This is a genomic window from Nostoc cf. commune SO-36, from assembly GCF_023734775.1.
In the GTDB taxonomy this organism is placed as follows: domain Bacteria; phylum Cyanobacteriota; class Cyanobacteriia; order Cyanobacteriales; family Nostocaceae; genus Nostoc; species Nostoc commune_A.
In genome coordinates, this window is the sequence record NZ_AP025732.1 from 2237799 (window position 1) to 2257211 (window position 19413).

A 19413-nucleotide genomic window follows, 5' to 3' on the forward strand; every position below is an offset into this window, starting at 1 on the left:
TTTTGTTCGGTACTCTGTATAATTTAAATTAAATTTTATGAAAAAATGCTTCATACCACCAAGCCTCGTTACTAGATATTGCTTATTCAATAAAAGTAGAGTTCTGATTGTAGCGGTAATTCTGGCGTTACTTAGCACAGGCTGTACTGGAAAAGTGTCTCAGAAGAATCAGCCTGTTGTCGATAGTGTCTCAAGTAAACAGAACTTACCAGCTTTAAGGATTGGGGTGCTGCCTACGCAAAGCCGGACAGAGCAGGAGCGGATGATTAAACCCTTAAAAGAATACTTAGAGCAATCTCTTGGACAGAGGGGTGATAGTAAGTCGCAATCAAAGATAATAGGAGGACAAGGGAGACACAAAAAACGAGAGATCGAAAAGGTAGAATATGCGATCGTAAGTTCAGTAGATTTTCAGATTGCTAAAGATTATGAGCAAATCATTGACTGGCTATTACAGGATAAGCTGGACATGGCTTATTTAGGGCCTATGAGCTATTTGGAGGCATTAGACCGGGGTGCTAAAGTCGAACCGTTGGTTGCTCCCATTGATAAATATACGGGACAACCCTGGTATCGGGCGTGTATCATTGTCAAACAAGACAGTCTCATCAAAACCTTAAAAGACCTCAAAGGTAAGCGTATTGCCTTTGTAGATAAATTATCAACCTCTGGGTATTTGATGCCCCTGGCAACATTCAAAAAAGTAGGGATTAATTATGACCGGGATTTTGCTCAAGTCCTCTATACTGGCAGCCATAGCAACAGTATGGCTGCATTAGAAGATGGTATTGTTGATGCAGCAGCCACTAATATTTCCTCCTACTTGAAACGGCAAAAAAGTGGTAAGCTAACACCTCAAAATTCCAGAATTCTGTGGGAATCTGCCCCTATACCCAGTTCTCCAATAGTAGTGTCCAAAAGACTAGCACCTGAGTTAATCCTACGGCTAAAGCAGTCTTTTATTAGTAGCCCAGAAGGTCTTGAGGATATTATCGGAACTGAATCAGCCGGATACACCCTTGTTAGTTATTCAGATTACGCTCCTATTGTACAACTCCGAAAATATCTCAACTTAATTTCTGTTCCGGGAAAATGAAAATCTCGACAAAGTTTTTTACAGGTTCTGCCGTGTCTGTCGGATTGATAATAGCTATTCTCGTTGGCAATACTGTAGCTGTCCAACAGATAAGGCAGACTATCCGGGAGAAAAGTAATCAAACTACCGAAACTATAAAAGTTGCTCTGACTGCGAAAAATGCCTTGAAGTCTGAAATTATTGAACTCAAAGATATTGTCTTACTTAAGAATAAAGACACAGAAATGGTCAAGTATTCAAAACAGTTTCTAGACTCCCTCGACAAATTAGAACGCTTAATGCCAGATGCTACAGAAATTGCAGTGATTCGTCGTCGTCACCAGTTTATTCGCCAGTTGACAAATCAACTAATCAACTGGAATTACAGTGACACTTCTTTAGCAGATTCCCAGCAGTATTTTAGAGCCATCAATTCCTTTGATAGAGACATTGAGTTGTTCCTCAGTCAGTTGATTAAACATGCAAATCAGCAGAACCTCCTGGTTGAAGATGAGCTAGAAAACTTATATCAAGTACAGATAATTATCTCATTTGTAGTTGTGCAAGTGATTCTAATTTTATTTATTGGTAAATTTATAGTGATTTGGCATCCAACAATTAAGTCTTTGCAAAAATTACAAGCAGGAACAGCAGAGATTGCCGCCGGAAATCTAGATTACCGTTTAGATATTCAGACAGGGGATGAAGTCGAAGACCTTGCTAAGTCATTTAACTATATGTCACTTAAGCTAGTTGAATCTCGTGAAACCCTGATGAAGAACACTGAATTAACCCAAATGAATCAACGTCTAGAGTTGGAAATTTATGAACGCAAACAGGCAGAATCAGAGCTTCAGAAAGCTTTACATGAACTCCAAAGCACTCAAGCTCAATTGATTCAAACTGAGAAAATGTCTAGTCTGGGCCAGCTTGTGGCAGGGGTTGCACACGAAATTAATAACCCAGTTAACTTTATTTCTGGCAATATCGTTCACGCTAGTGAATACACTCAACACCTGCTAGAACTAATACGTCTTTACCAAGAAGAGTTCCCAGATTCTGGAGAGAAAATTCAGGAAAAGGTTGAGGAAATCGATTTAGAATTTATGCTAGACGATTTGCCCAAAATCCTCAAGTCAATGACAATGGGATCTAAACGAATTCAGCAGATTGTTTTATCTTTACGTACCTTTTCTCATCTGGATGAAGCAGATATGAAAGAGGTTAATATTCACGAAGGAATTGATAGTACATTGCTGATTTTGCAGAATCGATTGAAAGCCAAGCCAGAGCATCCAAAAATTGAAATTATCAAAGAGTATGGCGAGTTACCTTTAGTAGAATGCTATGCAGGGCAGTTAAATCAAGTGTTTATGAATGTGATTAGTAATGCTATCGATGCTCTTAATATGTTCAATGTTCAACGTTCTTGGCAAGAGATTGAGAGCAATCCTAGTAAGATTATAATTACTACTAAACTTGTTAATCATAACCGAGTAGCAGTGAGAATTGCAGATAATGGGTCAGGTATGACCCAAGAGGTAAAAAATAAACTATTTGATCCATTTTTTACTACTAAACCTGTGGGACAGGGAACAGGGTTAGGCTTATCAATTAGCTATCAGATTGTGGTGCAGAAACACTCTGGAGTACTACGGTGTGAATCAGAAGTGGGCAAAGGAACCGAGTTTTGGATTGAGATTCCTTTGCATCAGGTGGGGAAATCGGTAAAATCTAACGGATTTCAATTGCCGGCTGATTCGCAATAATAAAACATTTTTTCAAATAAATTTTGCACTTACAGCACTTCTGGCAGCTATAAGGTACATCCTCAAAGCTGAAAGCTATGACAGGAGAGGGACAAGGATAAAAACTGTATTGCATAATAGCTGGAAGTGCTGTATAATACAATACGGTTCAGTTAAAGCTAAAACTCTGTAATCAAAGTCAATTTTTTAACGTAGACGCTTCTCTACGAGACGCTACGCGTAGCTTGCTTCCCGAAGGGTACGGCTTGCCGCAGGCTACCGCCAAGGCGCAGAGAAGCCAGTGCGTTGGGCGGGTTTCCCGACTTGTTCGCTCTTAGCGTTCCCGCAGGGTAGCAACTGGCGCGACGCAGAGAGAAGAAAGAGAAGGAAAGAATTGCTTAACTGAACTGTATTGACTTATAGTCGACCTTTCTATTTTAAGATTAAGATACAACATCAATTTTTTATTACTTAATAATTACTAATTATTTATTCTCTCCACATCGCCACTTGCTGTTTAAGTTCCCTCATATCCAAATAATCGTTAGCAAAAGCTCTTCGTAAAAGTGGATGAGGAAGAAATTCATCATATTTTTGAATTTCTGGTGCTTCGGAAGTACTGACTAAATCTTCTGAGGTAATTCTTTGTTCGCACAATGAAGCAATTTCACTATAAAGATATTTCAATTTATTTTTGCCTAATTTAACTGTCAAATAATAGGGATTTACGCCACCAATACTTGTAATTTCCAATGATTCCCGACAGTAGGAATTGAGTAACCTTTCTAAGGTGCGATAAGCAACTGTACCCATCCAAGGAAAAATGCAGCATTTACCTTTTTCTAATTGCACAATATTGTGCTTATCTAATTCAACTTGCTGAACTAATTGGCGAACCGTACCTAAACGTTCTAAAGCATTTTTTTGCAAGTAACTATACTCGATATTCTCAAATAAAACTTGCTGCATTCGTTGCAAAACTCTGGTATGAATAGTACCACTACCACCGCGCCAATAAATACTAGCTTTACCTTCAGCTTGTTTAACAAAAATAGCCTTCTTTTTAAAGTCAACTTCTACGACTTCCCAAGTTCTCCCAGCTAAAGCAAATTGATTGCCAACAGGAAGTGGCGTAACAATACTGCCAATTGCTGTTGTACCTTGCTTAACAATATATTCTTGCTGTTCAGCAAAGACAGCATAAAACTGAAATTTTCTCACCACCTTCTCTCCTGCTAAACCCAGAATTAATTTACCTTGTTCAGTATGCTGAATATGACCAATATCAATTAAATAGCGCAGTAATAGTTGTAAATCCTCTTTGGAAATCGCCGCAAAGGGCGATAGACTAAAAATTTGTTTAGCTAGGGCATTAGCTGAAATTTCCTCTGCTGCTGTCAAAATACTCATTGTTTGGTGATAAAGCAAACTCAAAGGATATTTAATTGGTCTAATTGGTTCAATCCATTGTTCTTCAAAATAAAGTTGAATGATGGCGATACACTGCAAAAGTTGCCAAGGTATTTGTTCTGGTAAAGAAGCTTCTGGTAATGGCTTATCTTCAGCACAGACAAAGCGCATATCAGCAGCTTCACCTCTTCTGCCACTGCGTCCCAAGCGTTGTAAAAAACTGGCTACAGATAAAGGTGATTCTAACTGAATTACTCGCTCTAAATGACCGATATCTATGCCTAATTCTAGAGTCAAGGTAGCGGCGGTAACTGCTGGATTGCTGGGTTCACGCATGGCATTTTCAGCAGCTTGCCGCAAGCTAGCAGATATACTCCCATGATGTACATGATATATATCTGGTAGTCCTTGTTCTGTGGCAATTTGTCGCAAAGATGCAATTACAGATTCGGTACGCGTGCGATTATTAGCAAATATCAGGCATTTGCGAGACTTGCTAAGGTTAAAAATATATTTTTCGTCAGCTTTTACCTCTGATTCATCTACTTCATCAGTAATATAAAAATGTTCTACAGCTAGTTTTATTTGCCGTTTTATACCGTCAATTTTTGGTGTAACGACTGGCTTATCTGTTCCTGAACGCAACCACTCTTCAGCTATTGAGTAATCACCAAGAGTTGCCGACAAACCAATACGGCGCGGTTGTTTTTGCGTTAACTTCGCTAAACGTTGTAATTGGCAAATAATTTGACAACCACGTTCTGAACCCATAAAGGCGTGAATTTCATCAATGATAACAAATCTTAAATCACCAAACAAGCGAAGTAGGTCGTTATTTTTGTTAATTAACAAACTTTCTAAAGATTCTGGTGTAATTTGTAAAATGCCTTGAGGATTCTTTAAAAGTTTGTTTTTTCGAGTTTGGGAAACATCACCATGCCAGTGCCAAACTGGAATATCTGCTTCTTTGAGTAAATCGTTGAGACGCTCAAATTGATCGTTAATTAAAGCTTTGATTGGACTAATATATAATACGCCGACAGTGGCAGTAGGGTTTTCATGTAATAGAGTCAAAACTGGCAAAAAAGCTGCTTCTGTTTTTCCGGCAGCAGTTGCAGCAGTAACTAACAAGTGAGCATCAGTGTCAAATATAACTTGACAAGCGGCAATTTGAACTGGTCGTAATTCAGTCCATTGGTGATGATAAATATATTCTTGGATGAAGGGTGCAAGTCGGCTAAAGGCATGGCTCATATTTTTTATGGATAAAAAGTAACAGGTAATTAAGGATAGCTAGTACGACAACTGATAATCAAACAATAGTACAACGGAGGAATTTTAAGTTTTTACAACTTGAAACCAACTAAATATCAGATTCGAATCAAATCTGTCAATGATTTCCCCACTCGAAAAGTTGGTTTATCCACAGGTTTCACATACAACGATTTTTAGATTAGTCAAATTACCACAAATTTTATTAATTTCCGCCTGAGATAATTCTAAAAAACAATATTTTATCTCTGTTTTCAGGTAGTTTATTCTGATTTAATGAGAATATTTTCCGTTTTTACTCCTATTGACTCAATGCAGATTAACATCCGTCAGTCAAACTGAAGTAATAGGGCAAGTATATAAAGAGGCAAAAACCATGAATAAGCATAAGGAAACATTACGTGTCATCCTGGCAATATCAATAATTGTGGTTGGAGTGACACACTTTGTTGTTCCAGGAGAATATGTCAAAATTGTGCCGCCACAACTACCTTACCCTTTAGGATTAGTTTATCTCAGTGGCTTTTATGAAATTTTGGGTGGTATCGGGTTATTAGTTCCGCCTGTAAGTCAAGCTGCTGCTTGGGGACTTCTTGCTCTTTTTATTGCTGTTTACCCTGCCAATATTTACATGGCGGCTAATCTGATTAAGATTGAACATATACCAAATTCACCTTGGGTACACGTAGTTAGACTGCCTTTGCAAGCCGTTTTAATTGCTTGGGCTTGGTGGTACACAAAATCTTCGGTTGGGGAAAAACAAGCTTCTAAGCTAAAAATCTTTTAATTTGCATCCTCAAAAAAATGAATCTTTTGTGGGGTGGGCATCTTGCCATTGGTGTCAAGTTAAGGCTGGTTCCCAAATGTCAAGTGACCTTTTGGCATTATCTCTATGCCGTTTGCGAACAGCTTTAACAAGTCCCATTAAGCGATGATTTTCGACAAGCCAAGGTATAAGTTCTAACTGTGGGTTCTGCAAGCAGGCACGGTTAAAGAAATACAAACTACGAAACACCATCTCAATAGAAATTTGTTCTAGAGGCTGCTGTAGAGCAATAGCAACATCGGCACATAGGTCGTTAAGTACAGCATAAAAAATTATTGTTGCATAGATTTGCATTTTTACGCCGTTAGCTCCGCCAACCCAGAGGTATGATAGCCCCAGTAAGCGTTTTGTCAGTAAAAAAGCATCTTCAATCCGCCAACGTCGTCTGTATAAATCACATATTTGTTGTGCTGAAAGTATCTCTGGGTCAATCACATTGGTTAAATAATTATACCAAGTATTACCCCACAAAACTGATACTTGACGCATTGGATGGCGACATGGGTTAGTATGATGGAGTCCCATTTGAATAATCTCATCTTTGTAATGAGAGGTACGCCACAAGACACGCACAGTCCGATAAGCAACTTTCGATTTTTGTCTGGTTAAAACATACTTATTGGCATCAGTCAAAGCATCAAACCACTCAAATCCATAGAAACCCATATCTACTAATAACAAACCATTTACTGGCATAGTTAATAATAAAGATTCCCACCAATTTGTCTCGTTACAATTAGGATTGCCATCGTACCAAACTGATACTGGACAATGGGTAAATGCTTCTATCACCATCATTATTTTGCCTGCTAATATCTGACCTTTTTTTTCTTTTAGTTGCCCAAGATGTTTTTTAATTGCTTCAAGAGTTGAGGCATCTGCAATCCACACAGATGAAAATTTATCTGCTACCGATGCCCACTTTGGTGCTAGTTCTTTATCACGACTTTTATCTCTAATCTTCTCTATTAATTGTTCAAATAGCACCATAAAAAGATGGCTGGGCAAACTATTAAGACGCCCTTGATAAGGCTTGTTTGCTTACCTCCATTGTCGAAACCCACATCAATCCTTCAACTTCTAATATACGTAATACATCTGTTAAGTGCTGTACCTGACGATACACTAGGCTGAGAACGATTGCGGTCATTACTGGTAAGGTTAGTACGCGTGAGCGTAAGCTACGTTCTTTATCTTTTACATCTTTGAGATTCGCAAATGTGCCTGGACTAAGTAGTTCAAATAATCGTGATTCAATCTCCTTGCTCTGAGGAGCTGGAGCCGTTACACGATGGCGAAAGTCTGGATTCCCTTGTTTTTTTCGTGGTTTACTCATGACTAAACTCAACACCATTCTGTTGAGTTTAGTCATGAGTAGGCCCCTCTTGACAAGACTCTATTTTTCTTAACTTGACACCAATGGCATCTTGCCCGCCCTAGTTGTGCAAATTAAATGCGCGACAGCTTATCATTCCTAAGTCATTGATTCCCAAAGAATTAGAATTAGAATAAGTGCGTTTTTTATATCTGAATCATGCGCCTTACAACTTTGTTTGGAATAACACTCTCGTTAGCAATAGGTATTGGAGAAGTTACGCTGCCGATGACTCAAGCTGTGCAGCTTAGAAATGGACTAGTCTATTTTGTCCAACCGCCAACACTTGTTAACGCGACAACTACTTACAATGAGGTGAATGTTTGGGGCGCAACTTATTATTTCACTATCAATGTGCCGGAGAATGCTGGAGAATCGCTCCAGAAGGTAACGATCGCACAAAAAGAGGGATCAGAAAATATCCGCTACAATCTTGATGATACCCGTGCATTTGTCGGCACACGCAATCGCAAAGAAACGCAACTGAAACTAGGCCCAGTCACAAACGAGCGCGACACACGCACGGTTTCTATAAACTTTGATCCTCCTGTAACTCCAGGACAGACAATTACCATCGCCCTTCGCCCTGTAAATAATCCGAGCTTTTCTGGTGTTTACTTATTGGGTGTTACTGCATTCCCTGTGGGTGAAAAATCTCACGGTCAATTTCTTGGCTTTGGACGATTCCAGTTTTATAGCAATAGGGGAAGCTGGTGATTCCCATAGAGGGAATATGGAATGGGGAATATTTTCTACAAGTACGGCGTTGGGAATGCGTGTGGAAATATTTGTGAGATGTGTGGAGAAGTTTTTGCATTAATTAAGTAGGTGTAAATTAGCTGTTTTTTACCCTGTTTAATTTACACCCAACTTTCCCAAGAAATTTCTCTTACTTGTCGCATTCGCTCAAAGTCACTATCAGATGAAACAAGAGTCAATGAATGACGTAGAACTGTAGCAGCTATCCAGAGGTCATTTTCACTAATGCCTATGGTATTTAGTTTGGTTGTTTTACGTTTATTTTTTTCTTTTGGGCCGAATTGTTTGATAATTTCTGATTTAAAATCACCGTAGATTTCTGTTGTTTCTTTGTCGATCCCGTATAGGTTAATTCGTTTGAGAAATGCATTGATTTTTATTAAATTAGCAGCTTTTTGATGTGAGTTTTGTGCCATAAAGTGCAACTCACCAGCAACAATAACACTGGTTGCTAATTGTACCTGACCAAGCGATCGCAAGTGATTTACAACGCTAGGCACACCTTCCATCAAGAAGGAACAGTGATTAGTATCTAACAGATACATAATTAAAATTCTAGAGGTATCCGACTGTCATGAACTAGTTGCAGGCATTCTCTAATATCTGAACCTTCCCAACTGCCCACAAATTCTAATAAATCTTCAGCAGTAGAACCTGTTAAGGTATGCTCTGTTATGAGCGTTTGAGCAGGTTGGGTATCTGAAGATATACTATTTTTTTCATGTTTGACTTGCAAAAATTGTACAAAGTCTAAAATTTCTTGTAATAGGGGTTCAGGTAATTTTTCTAATTCTTGGTTAATTTGTTCTTTAATGGTCATTATTACCCCTGTGTTTACATGGTTGAAAAACTGGGTATTGATTTATATATTATCTAATATCGATTGCAGTTTTTGTGTTTGCGAAGTATGCGCCCTAGTATGTCGCCTATTTAAACAGTGCCAGGTAACGAAATAAAGCTAGAACCCGCAATGCTTCGTGGAATATATCTTGTTCACAAAGTTTTACAAATCTCGTAAACCTTTATAGATTACAATTTACAAGTCTGGACGCGAGAGAAGTGTACCTATCTCCTCATGGAGTGTCAGAGCTTTGGTTGTCCCTATAGGAGGGACTGGAGGGAAAGGGAGATGCCCCTGGGTAGCGTCTAGCGAATAGTTGTAGTCTTTATGGTCATGGTCTAGCCAGTCTCCGTTTTTGCGCCAGCCTAAGCGATCGCCCAAAAGACACTCCGTTTTATAATCTACTTTGCCACCGCATTCTAGCCAAATGCGTTTTTGTACGCTAAAGCCAAAATGACCATTGCTGTATTTTACCCACAATTGGTCAATTGTGCGTAAGTCTGTGCAGGGAAACTTTTCAATGGATTCATAATTAAGCCAGCCTTCCTGTTCTCTTTTGGCTACTTTCAGCATGACTCTGGTGGTTTCTTGGTCTGCTGTTTTCCATTGACCCGCTTTGAGTAAATTTTCTAGATTTTGGTAATTTACCCCCACATCTGAAGCTAATATTACTTCTGTTAGATTAGCCTTGCGAGAAGGAAACAACCACTCATCCATTGTCTGGGGTCGATCTTTGCCTCTAATGCCATACCTTGGAGAATCGCTTCATTTACAGCATCACTAAGACTAGGGACAAGTTGCTTTGGTGGTACTAACTCCTCTTGTTCATACTTGCGGTTAAATGAATTGGTGGGGCGTTGTCCAGTAATGGCATAGTACAAAGATCCAGCTAAACAGTAAATATCAACTGTTGGGTGACGGATTCCCTTGTGTATTAACTCATAAGGTGCGAATGCTTTGTTACCAAAAGACCTAGACAGGGTACTTGGTGGGGACATATCGCCGGCAATACCAAAATCTATCAACACCGCTTTGCCAGAGTTAGGAATCCCTGAATTAAAATTAAGCATAATATTGGGAGGAGTGACATCAAGATGAAAAACTCCTTTTTTATGTACCTCTACCAAAGCTAAACCCATTTGACGGATGTATTTTACAGCTTCAGTTTCGGGTAATTTCCCTTGGCGTTGCACGTATTCCCATAAACTCTCGCCTGCTATATATTGCATTTCTAAGCAGTAGCGACCATTTTCTTCAATAAAAAAGTCGAATACTTGCACAATATGGGGATGTGAGTCTGTACAACACATTGCTAGCATCTGTGCTTCTTTTTTGAAGCGTTCAACATACTTGGGATAGTCTGGATCTCGTTGAACGCTGATGTTAGGGGTTTTGATCACGACTCGGCGGTTTAGCTTGGTATGCATTGCTTGGTAGGTAAGTGCAAAACCACCACCACCCAAGTATTTTTCTATTTTGTATTTGCCGTTGTATATTAGCTGTCCGTCTTGCCAGAACATACGCCCAATTTATTGATGGCTAATGTTGATTGTGACACGCTTTTTGTGAGTTATCGTGGTTGGCGTTGCTAGAATAAGCTCACGCAGAGGCGCAAAGAGAAAGGTTAAGGTCTTCTGGCTACTGCTGAAGTAACTATTGGAGTTGTAAAAGCAACTAATGCGATTTGAAAACCAACTATTGGAGTCGCAAAAGCAACTAATGCGACTTGAAAACCAACTATTGGAGTCGCAAAAGCAACTAATGTGACTTGAAAACTAACTATTGGAGTCGCAAAAGCAACTAATGCGACTTGAAAACTAACTATTGAAGTCGCAAAAGCAACTAATGCGACTCTAAAACTAACTTTTGCGTAAGTCTAGCCTATTACCTATTTTGTGGTTTAGCAGAAGATGATGGCGTTTGTTGTGTTGGGGGATTGGTAGGTGCTGATTTGTCTGGGAACCAATCTTTGAATAAATCTGTGCCGTCTTTGACTCCTGATATCAAGGCTGCGAATAACGCTAATACACCCATAATCTCTAATATCCACGCCCACAAGGGTTGTGTCCAAAGAAGTTTGGGAAGAGAAAAAGCTGCTGTTTTGAAACCCAATTCTTTTAACCAGTCTTCTACTGTTTCGGGACGGTTATCTGGTTGTAGTTGCATTGCGTGGAGAATGGCATCATTGACGCGATCGCTAATTTTATCGTTCAATTCTTGAGGTGGAATTAAACGCTTATTGTTATCTTGGCGCTCAATAGCACTTTCTGGCTGTTTTCCTGTTAATAAAAAATATAAAGTTGCCGCAAGAGAATAAATATCAGTCCAAGGTTTACGTTGCGCCTGTTGTTTAGGAGAGTTGGAATATAGTTCAATTGGTGTAAATTTGTCAACCAAGTTACCGCGACTTGATACTGGGTTATCAACGAATCTTCGTGCTAAGTCGAAGTTTATCAAAACAACCTGATGCGTACCCGACCGCAAAATGATATTTTCTGGTTTCACATCTCGATGTAAAAATCCTTGTTCATGCACTACTATGAGTGCTTTACCAATTTGTTGAATATAATCTACAGCCTCTTTTTCAGGGAGAAATCCTCGCGGTTGGACAATCTTGGCTAAATTATCTCCTAGAATATGCTCCATGACCATGCATTTTAAATCACCTTCCTCGAAGGTATCAATGACTTGGACAATATTCGGATGTTTGCATATTGCTAGTTTACGGGATTCATCTGCAAAACCTGAGTTTAAGCGATCGCGGTCTTCGTTACTTAATTGATTCAGCAAATTGGAATCCAATGTTTTAATCACAACATTCTTGCCATCCCGATGCTCAGCAAGATAAGTAATAGCGAAGTTACCCTGTCCTAACTGTTGCTTAATTTCATACCGATCGCGGTGTAACTTTTGTCCAGATGCCCAAGTCATTGGTTGATTATCTTAGAGACTTTTATTAATTTTTGCATATAGCCATTCTCCTGTGGATGTAAGAGCTGATTCTCTCAACAAATGTTCTGTAGCTTGCACCCTGACATCTAATAGTGAAGCTGTTATGCTTCAAAAAATGTAATATGACGCGATCGCAAAAGTTGTGTTATAAACACGGGCAAAGTCTTACAAAATACGAAATTCTTTATTATGAAGCTTCTTCGGTAAATGCGTAATTTCCATACTAATGGCATCAAATGCTACTGTAACCAATCAAGCTTTAGCGTTTAATCTTCAGTAATCTTTAAAAAATAGAAAAAATAATGTTAAGTATTCCTATTAACTTAAATTTACCTCGTACACCCCATTTAGTAACTTCCTTACCTGGGCCTCGCGCTCAAGCAATTGTACAACGCGATCGCGCCGTAACTTCTCCTTCTTACACCCGTGATTACCCGTTAGTTGTATCTCGCGGTCAAGGCTGTATGGTAGAAGATGTTGATGGTAATGTATTTCTGGATATGACCGCAGGTATTGCCGTTACAGCCACCGGACACGCTCACCCGGAAGTTGTCAAAGCAATCCAAGAACAGTCGGCGCGTCTGTTGCACATGTCAGGGACGGATTTTTATTATGAACCGATGGTGGAATTAGCGGAACAATTAGCGATTCGCGCCCCTTTTCCTCAACTACACAGTAACAGTGCATTCCCCGCAAAAGTATTTTTCACCAATTCCGGGGCAGAGTCAAACGAAGGAGCAATTAAACTAGCTAGATATTACACCAAGCGATCGCTAATCGTAGCATTCTTGGGTGCATTTCACGGACGCACTTATGGGGCAATGTCTCTCACTGGTTCCAAAACAGTCCAGCGAGCTAATTTTGGGCTTTTAGTTCCTGGGGTGACACATATACCTTATGGCACTCACGCTAGCTTAGATTACTTGGAACAACAGCTATTTAGCACAATTTTACCACCGCAAGAAGTAGCGGCGATCGTCGTCGAAGCGATTCAAGGAGAAGGTGGGTATATCGTCCCCGAAGATGGTTTTTTGCAACGAATTCGGGAGATATGCGATCGCCACGGTATTCTGATGGTAGTGGATGAAGTGCAAGCGGGGATGGGGCGGACTGGTCGCTTATTTGCGATCGAGCATTGGGGTGTGATGCCTGATATCATTACTACTGCTAAAGGTATCGCCAGTGGTTTGCCCTTGGGAGCGATACTTGCCAGACCTGAGTTAATGACTTGGCCTCCCGGTTCTCACGCGACTACATTTGGTGGTAATCCCGTAGCTTGTGCTGCTGGTATTGCCACACTGCGATTGCTAGAAAGTGGTTTAATGAGCAACGCTACGCAAATGGGAGAATTATTACAAGCTAGTCTTACCCAGTTGCATCAAAGATTTCCCAGAGTATCGTTGCCACGAGGTAAGGGTTTGATGGTAGCGGTGGATTTATTGGATGAACAGGGTAATCTTGATCATAAATTACGCGATCGCATTATTCAAGAAGCTTTTTTACGCGGTTTATTATTGCTAGGTTGCGGTAAAGCAGCAATTCGTTTCTGTCCCCCTCTAGTTATCGACAGCGACCAAATTCACATAGCCCTTCACATTATCAGCGAGATTTTAAGTTCTTAAATATTAGGGGCAACAAGAGAGAAATAACCAGTGCTTAATGACAAATGACCAATGACCAATGACAAATGACAAATAAAATAGCCCTTAATTTATGGAAATTACTTTGGCAAGAATACAGCGCCAGGGTAAATCATGCTCGTACTTACCAGCAAATGATTACTGCTGCGGGTGGGACTGTCGCCAACGACCACATCGCCTTTCGCTCATTGCGTTTATTAGTAGATACTCCACAGGGTGAAGTTAACTTAGGAATTGACTATCTCGCACAACTTGCAGAAGCTTTGGGTTACGTGGCGGCTGGAGAGTATACTTTTCCTCAAACTCATTTGTACGCCCGTTATTATCGTCATCCGCAGCAAGAGGAATTTAACTTACCCAAGCTGTTTATTAGTGAGTTAATTGTCGATGAATTGCCTACCGATATTGCCCAACTCATCATTAAAACAGTATCTTCAATCCCAAACGAACTGACTTTACCCCTTAATTTTCTACAAAAAGACTCGAATATTGAAACCATCGCCAAACAACTCCAGCAAGTTTTCACCCGCCCTTGGCTACCTCCCCAGCGTTCTGTTATTGAAGAGGTGAATCAGATTACTCAGTATGGGGCTTGGGTGTTGCTGCACGGATATGCTGTCAACCACTTTACAGGCTACGTTAATGGACAGAATACTCCAAAATATCCAGACATTGAGACTACCGCCGATGGTTTGGCTAATCTGGGTGTACCAATGAAAGCAGAGATAGAGGGAAATGTTGCTTGTGGTTTGCGGCAAACTGCAACTCAAGCAGTAACAGAAATGGTGACGGTGTTAGATGATAACAGTGGTGCAGAAATTCAAATCCCTTGGACTTACGCCTACTATGAAATTGCCCAGCGTTATCTAATAGATGTAGAACCTGGAAAGCAGATACTTTTTGATGCTTTTTTAGGAAGTAATGCCCAGCAATTGTTTGAAATGACTCGTCTATCTAATACCAATTCTGTATGAAGATGCGCTAAACCATATTTACAGCAGTTTTTGATCAAACCCACCACAAAATAAATCCTAAAACAAAGCCCAGTATTGCTTTCAGTACTTTTATCTGTGGCACGTTTGATTGCAATTTGCTGTAAGGAGCTTGCAATTAAATAATGTACCGATATACCAGTAAGATTTTACCGTTATCTGATGGATTCAGAGTTTTCAACTGGTACTTTATTTTGACGCAAGTCCCTAAGTACAAGAAAGAAGAAAGAGAAACGAACCGCAAAGGACACAAAGAAAGAAAGAAGTTAAAAGGGTTTGGCGCAGCCTCACAAAGAAATGGTATAAGTAGCCTAGAACTCAATACACTTCAGATAAGACCAAAACACTTGTATAGACGGCGATTTATCGCGTCTTGAAAACCCAAAATTTTTGCCGTAGCCTTGGTATTATCAACCAAAAAGGTAATTTTGTAACGAAAATTATGATGTTTGTAACGAAAATGATGATTTTACTAACCAAAAAGGTAATTTTATAGTGAAAATTATAATATTCGTAACAAAAAGAATGATTTTACTAACCAAAAAGGTAACTTTGTAACAAAAATTATAATGTTTGTAACGAAAATAACGACCTGAGTAACTTAAGTCGTTATTTTTATAACTAAAACTAAGGCTGATGTTCAGAAAGTATCGCGCTTTGCCAGATATTGGTACATCTGCCAACGAGCATCTACCTCAGTTTGCGCTTGTTCTAACAAATGCTTGGCTACGTCTGGTTTGCTCTTGGTAAGCATTTTGAAGCGATTTTCTTGATACATTGAATGTTCTACAGATTGCGTAGGCGATCGCATATCCAATTGCAAAGGATTTTTACCCTGGTTAAGCAACTCTGGATTATGCCGATACAGCAACCAACGACCTGATTCTACCAGAGTTTTCTGATGATTCATCCCTGTGGTCATATCAATGCCGTGGGCGATACAATGGCTGTAAGCAATAATCAGTGATGGGCCATCATAAGCTTCTGCTTCCAGAAATGCTTTGAGGGTATGTTCATCTCTAGCACCAAGGGCTACACTCGCTACGTAGACATTTCCGTAGGTCATGGCAATCATCCCTAAATCTTTCTTTGGTGCAGGCTTGCCACTGGCGGCATATTTCGCAACTGCGGCTCGTGGCGTAGCTTTAGAAGATTGACCGCCTGTATTAGAATAGACTTCTGTATCCATCACCAAAATGTTGACATTTCGACCACTAGCAATCACATGATCGATGCCGCCAAAATCAATATCATAAGCCCAACCGTCACCGCCAACAATCCAGACGCTTTTTCTCACTAAGTAATCAGCAAGGGATTTTAGATTTTGGATTTGGGCATGGGGCATGGGGCATTGGGCATTGGAGTGGTAATTGCTTTTTTCTAACAGTTCATCTAGCTTTTGTTTCAACAGCGCTACCCGTTCTCGTTGTTCCCAAATATCAGCCTCAGTGTTTTGTTTGGCATTGAGAATAGACTGTACCAACTCGTAAGGTATTCCCAATTCCCTATGCCCTATGCCCCATTCCCCACTCCCCAACTGTTGCAACAATTCCGCCGCAAACTCAGCTTGTTTATCTAAAGAGAGGCGGAAGCCAAAACCGAATTCGGCGTTATCTTCAAATAGATTATTAGACCACGCCGGGCCGCGTCCTTCGGCGTTGGTTGTCCAAGGCGTTGTGGGGAGATTACCACCATAAATTGAAGAACAACCTGTAGCATTGGCGATGACAGCGCGATCGCCAAACAATTGTGTTAATAATTTTAAGTAAGGTGTTTCACCACAACCTGCACAAGCACCAGAGAATTCAAATAAAGGTTCTTGCAGTTGTTGTTGGCGAATCTGGTTTAATTTTAGCGATCGCCTGTCAGGATTAGGTAAACTCAAAAAGAAATCCCAGTTTTTTCGCTCTTGTTCTTGCAATGGCAACTGCTGTGCCATGTTAATAGCTTTCAGCGATGGCTCAGATTTATTTTTAGCAGGACAAATATTTACACAAATAGTGCATCCCGTGCAATCTTCTGGGGCAACTTGAATGGTAAATTTTTGATTGGCAAAGTCTTTATCTTTTGCACCAGTTGACTTAAAGGTTGCTGGTGCATTCACTAACTCATCCGCTTGATAAGCCTTTGCACGGATGGCGCTGTGAGGACAAACCATGACGCACTTACCACATTGTACGCAGACATCCGGTTCCCATACAGGTATTTCTTCAGCAACGTTACGTTTTTCCCACTTGGCAGTACCGACGGGAAAAGTGCCATCAACTGGTAATGTGCTAACAGGTAAGTCATCACCTTCCCAAATCATGATTTTGCCCAGAACTTCTTGTACAAATTTGGGAATAGGGAGTGGGGAGTGGGGAGTGGGGAGTGAGGAGTTAGGAGTTAGGATTGTTTGGGGGACATCTACTTTATGCAAGTTGTCTAAGGTGTTGTCTACAGCTTGCAGGTTCATGCGGACAACTTCTGCGCCTTTTTTACCATAGGTTTTTTCAATTGCTTGTTTGATTTTAGCGATGGCTTCTTCTTGCGGCAAGACACCCGCTAGAGCAAAGAAGCATACTTGCATAATAGTGTTAATTCTGCCACCCATCCCACTTTCACGGGCAACCTGGCTAGCATTAATTACGTATAACTTCAAATGCTTGTCGATAATTTGCTGCTGCACCTTCAAAGGCAAATATTCCCAGACGGTATCTGTATTGTATGGACTGTTAAGCAGCAAAGTCGCCCCAGAAGTAGCAGCCTTTAAAACATCTATGCGTTCTAGAAATCCCCAATGATGACAACCAATAAAGTTGGCTTGGTCAATTAAGTAGGTGGAACGAATTGGCTCTTTACCGAAACGTAAATGAGAGACGGTCATTGAACCAGATTTTTTGGAGTCAAAGACAAAGTAGCCTTGAGCGTAATTGTCGGTTTCTTCACCAATAATCTTGATAGAATTTTTATTAGCCCCAACAGTCCCATCAGCACCTAACCCATAAAACATTGCCCGAACAACATTATCCGATTCTGTGGAGAAATCAGGGTCAAAGCTTAAAGAAGTGTGAGTAACATCGTCATTAATTCCAATAGTAAAATGCTTCTTCGGCTGGCTTTGCGCGAGATTATCAAAAATGCCCTTCACCATCGCCGGAGTAAATTCTTTAGATGAAAGACCATAACGCCCACCTATAATTTTAGGGTATGAGAAAGTATTTTCTCCCCCTGCTTCCCCTGCCTCCCCTGCTCCCCCTGCTCTCTTATCTCCCCACGCCTCATAAATAGCAGCCACAACATCCAAATACAAAGGTTCCCCGGCGCTACCTGCTTCTTTGGTGCGATCGAGAACAGCGATCGCTTGTACACCAGTTGGTAATACTGCAACAAACTTTTGGACATCAAAGGGGCGGTAAAGTCGCACTTTGACTACACCAAGTTTTTCGCCACGGGCGTTAAGGTAATCTACTGTTTCATGGACGGTTTCACAGCCTGAACCCATAAGAACAATAACGCGCGAGGCATCGTTAGCGCCGTAATATTCATAGATTTTATAATGCCTTCCCGTGCGTTCTCCAAATTCATCCATGATGCGCTGGACAATATCTGGACAAGCGTTGTAGTAAGGGTTAGCACCTTCACGCCCTTGGAAGTAGACATCGGGGTTTTGGGCAGTCCCGCGCAATACTGGACGATCTGGAGTGAGGGCACGGCTGCGGTGGGCGAGTATTAGGTTATCGTGGATTAGCGATCGTAAATCATCATCTGACAGCAATTTGACTTTCTGCACTTCATGTGATGTGCGGAAGCCATCAAAGAAATGCATAAACGAGACTCGCGTCTCTAGGGTAGCAGCATGGGCAATGAGAGCAAAATCTTGACTTTCCTGCACCGAAGCAGAACACAGCAGGGCAAAGCCAGTAGCACGGGCTGCCATCACATCGTTATGATCACCAAAAATTGATAACGCATGAGTAGCCAAAGAACGGGCGGCAACGTGAACCACAGCGCTAGTCAGTTCACCAGCAATTTTGTAGAAGTTGGGTATCATCAACAATAATCCCTGAGATGCCGTGAAGGTGGTACTCAGAGAACCTGTTTGCAATGCTCCATGCACAGCACCAGCCGCTCCCCCTTCGCTCTGCATCTGCACGACGCTAGGAATAGTACCCCAGAGGTTAGGACGACCTTCTGCTGACCAAGCATCTGCCCATTCACCCATTGCTGAAGAGGGGGTGATGGGATAAATGGCAATCACTTCATTTAATTTGTAAGCAACACGGGCAACAGCCTCATTCCCGTCGATGGTTGCAAAGGTTTTGTTCATAATATGATTTTTGTCCCCGCCTCTAAGCTGCATTATCAGAACACGTGAATATACAGCGTTTTTCAGGTAAATGAAGTACACGGGTAGGGCCGTGCCCTTACGATAATCTGTACCTCACCAAGTTCCAATCTGCTGTAAGAATCAGAAATAGCCAAAACTAGAAGTTGAGCGTATTACCTACATTAAAAATTTATCGGTAGGATTTACTCCGTGA

General features: G+C 40.7%; 13 protein-coding genes and 1 pseudogene. 6 read left to right on the top strand and 8 right to left on the bottom strand.

Features of this window, described 5'->3' with window-relative positions:
• The first annotated feature begins 37 nt into the window (after positions 1–37).
• Positions 38–1096, top strand: a complete 1059-nt coding sequence (locus ANSO36C_RS09845) for a substrate-binding domain-containing protein (RefSeq protein WP_251959375.1) — start codon at positions 38–40, stop codon at positions 1094–1096.
• Positions 1093–2844, top strand: a complete 1752-nt coding sequence (locus tag ANSO36C_RS09850) for a sensor histidine kinase (RefSeq protein ID WP_251959376.1) — start codon at positions 1093–1095, stop codon at positions 2842–2844. The genes ANSO36C_RS09845 and ANSO36C_RS09850 overlap by 4 nt, the downstream gene beginning before the upstream one ends.
• Before the next feature lie 468 nt (positions 2845–3312).
• On the opposite strand, the gene ANSO36C_RS09855 is transcribed toward ANSO36C_RS09850, so the two are convergent.
• Positions 3313–5487 carry a DEAD/DEAH box helicase gene (locus ANSO36C_RS09855; RefSeq protein ID WP_251959377.1) on the bottom strand — a complete coding sequence of 725 codons (2175 nt, stop codon included), beginning with the start codon at positions 5485–5487 and terminating at the stop codon, positions 3313–3315.
• A gap of 394 nt (positions 5488–5881) precedes the next feature.
• Between ANSO36C_RS09855 and ANSO36C_RS09860 the strand changes: the two genes are divergently transcribed.
• Positions 5882–6292, top strand: a complete 411-nt coding sequence (locus tag ANSO36C_RS09860; RefSeq protein WP_251959378.1) for a DoxX family protein — start codon at positions 5882–5884, stop codon at positions 6290–6292.
• Between the two features lie 54 nt (positions 6293–6346).
• On the opposite strand, the pseudogene ANSO36C_RS09865 reads toward ANSO36C_RS09860, so the two are convergent.
• A pseudogene (locus ANSO36C_RS09865) lies at positions 6347–7667 on the bottom strand (IS4 family transposase).
• A 198-nt stretch (positions 7668–7865) separates the two neighbouring features.
• Here ANSO36C_RS09865 and ANSO36C_RS09870 point away from each other — a divergent pair.
• A complete protein-coding gene (locus ANSO36C_RS09870; protein WP_251959379.1) occupies positions 7866–8423 on the top strand; it encodes a DUF2808 domain-containing protein in 558 nt (185 codons plus the stop codon).
• 143 nt (positions 8424–8566) lie between these two features.
• Here the strand turns inward: ANSO36C_RS09870 and ANSO36C_RS09875 are convergent, their stop codons facing one another.
• From ANSO36C_RS09875 to ANSO36C_RS09895, 5 genes are all read right to left on the bottom strand, one after another.
• Positions 8567–9010, bottom strand: a complete 444-nt coding sequence (locus ANSO36C_RS09875; RefSeq protein WP_069070167.1) for a type II toxin-antitoxin system VapC family toxin — start codon at positions 9008–9010, stop codon at positions 8567–8569.
• Between the two features lie 2 nt (positions 9011–9012).
• Entirely contained in the window at positions 9013–9285 is a 273-nt protein-coding gene (locus ANSO36C_RS09880) for a DUF2281 domain-containing protein (protein WP_251959380.1), read from the bottom strand.
• A 216-nt stretch (positions 9286–9501) separates the two neighbouring features.
• Positions 9502–10023 (bottom strand): GUN4 domain-containing protein, encoded by a 522-nt coding sequence (locus ANSO36C_RS09885; RefSeq protein WP_251959381.1) that lies wholly within the window; start codon positions 10021–10023, stop codon positions 9502–9504.
• Positions 9984–10826, bottom strand: a complete 843-nt coding sequence (locus ANSO36C_RS09890) for a serine/threonine-protein kinase (RefSeq protein WP_251959382.1) — start codon at positions 10824–10826, stop codon at positions 9984–9986. Before ANSO36C_RS09890 ends, ANSO36C_RS09885 begins: the two co-directional genes overlap by 40 nt.
• A 364-nt stretch (positions 10827–11190) precedes the next feature.
• Positions 11191–12237 carry a serine/threonine protein kinase gene (locus ANSO36C_RS09895; protein ID WP_251959383.1) on the bottom strand — a complete coding sequence of 349 codons (1047 nt, stop codon included), beginning with the start codon at positions 12235–12237 and terminating at the stop codon, positions 11191–11193.
• A gap of 323 nt (positions 12238–12560) precedes the next feature.
• On the opposite strand from ANSO36C_RS09895, the gene ANSO36C_RS09900 reads away from it, so the two are divergent.
• Positions 12561–13880, top strand: a complete 1320-nt coding sequence (locus ANSO36C_RS09900; RefSeq protein ID WP_251959384.1) for an acetyl ornithine aminotransferase family protein — start codon at positions 12561–12563, stop codon at positions 13878–13880.
• Positions 13881–13945: 65 nt separating this feature from the next.
• Positions 13946–14872, top strand: coding sequence for a DUF1338 domain-containing protein (locus tag ANSO36C_RS09905; protein ID WP_251959385.1), 927 nt, complete (start codon positions 13946–13948; stop codon positions 14870–14872).
• Between the two features lie 658 nt (positions 14873–15530).
• On the opposite strand, the gene nifJ is transcribed toward ANSO36C_RS09905, so the two are convergent.
• Entirely contained in the window at positions 15531–19199 is a 3669-nt protein-coding gene (gene nifJ, locus ANSO36C_RS09910; RefSeq protein ID WP_251959386.1) for a pyruvate:ferredoxin (flavodoxin) oxidoreductase, read from the bottom strand.
• Positions 19200–19413: the final 214 nt, after the last annotated feature.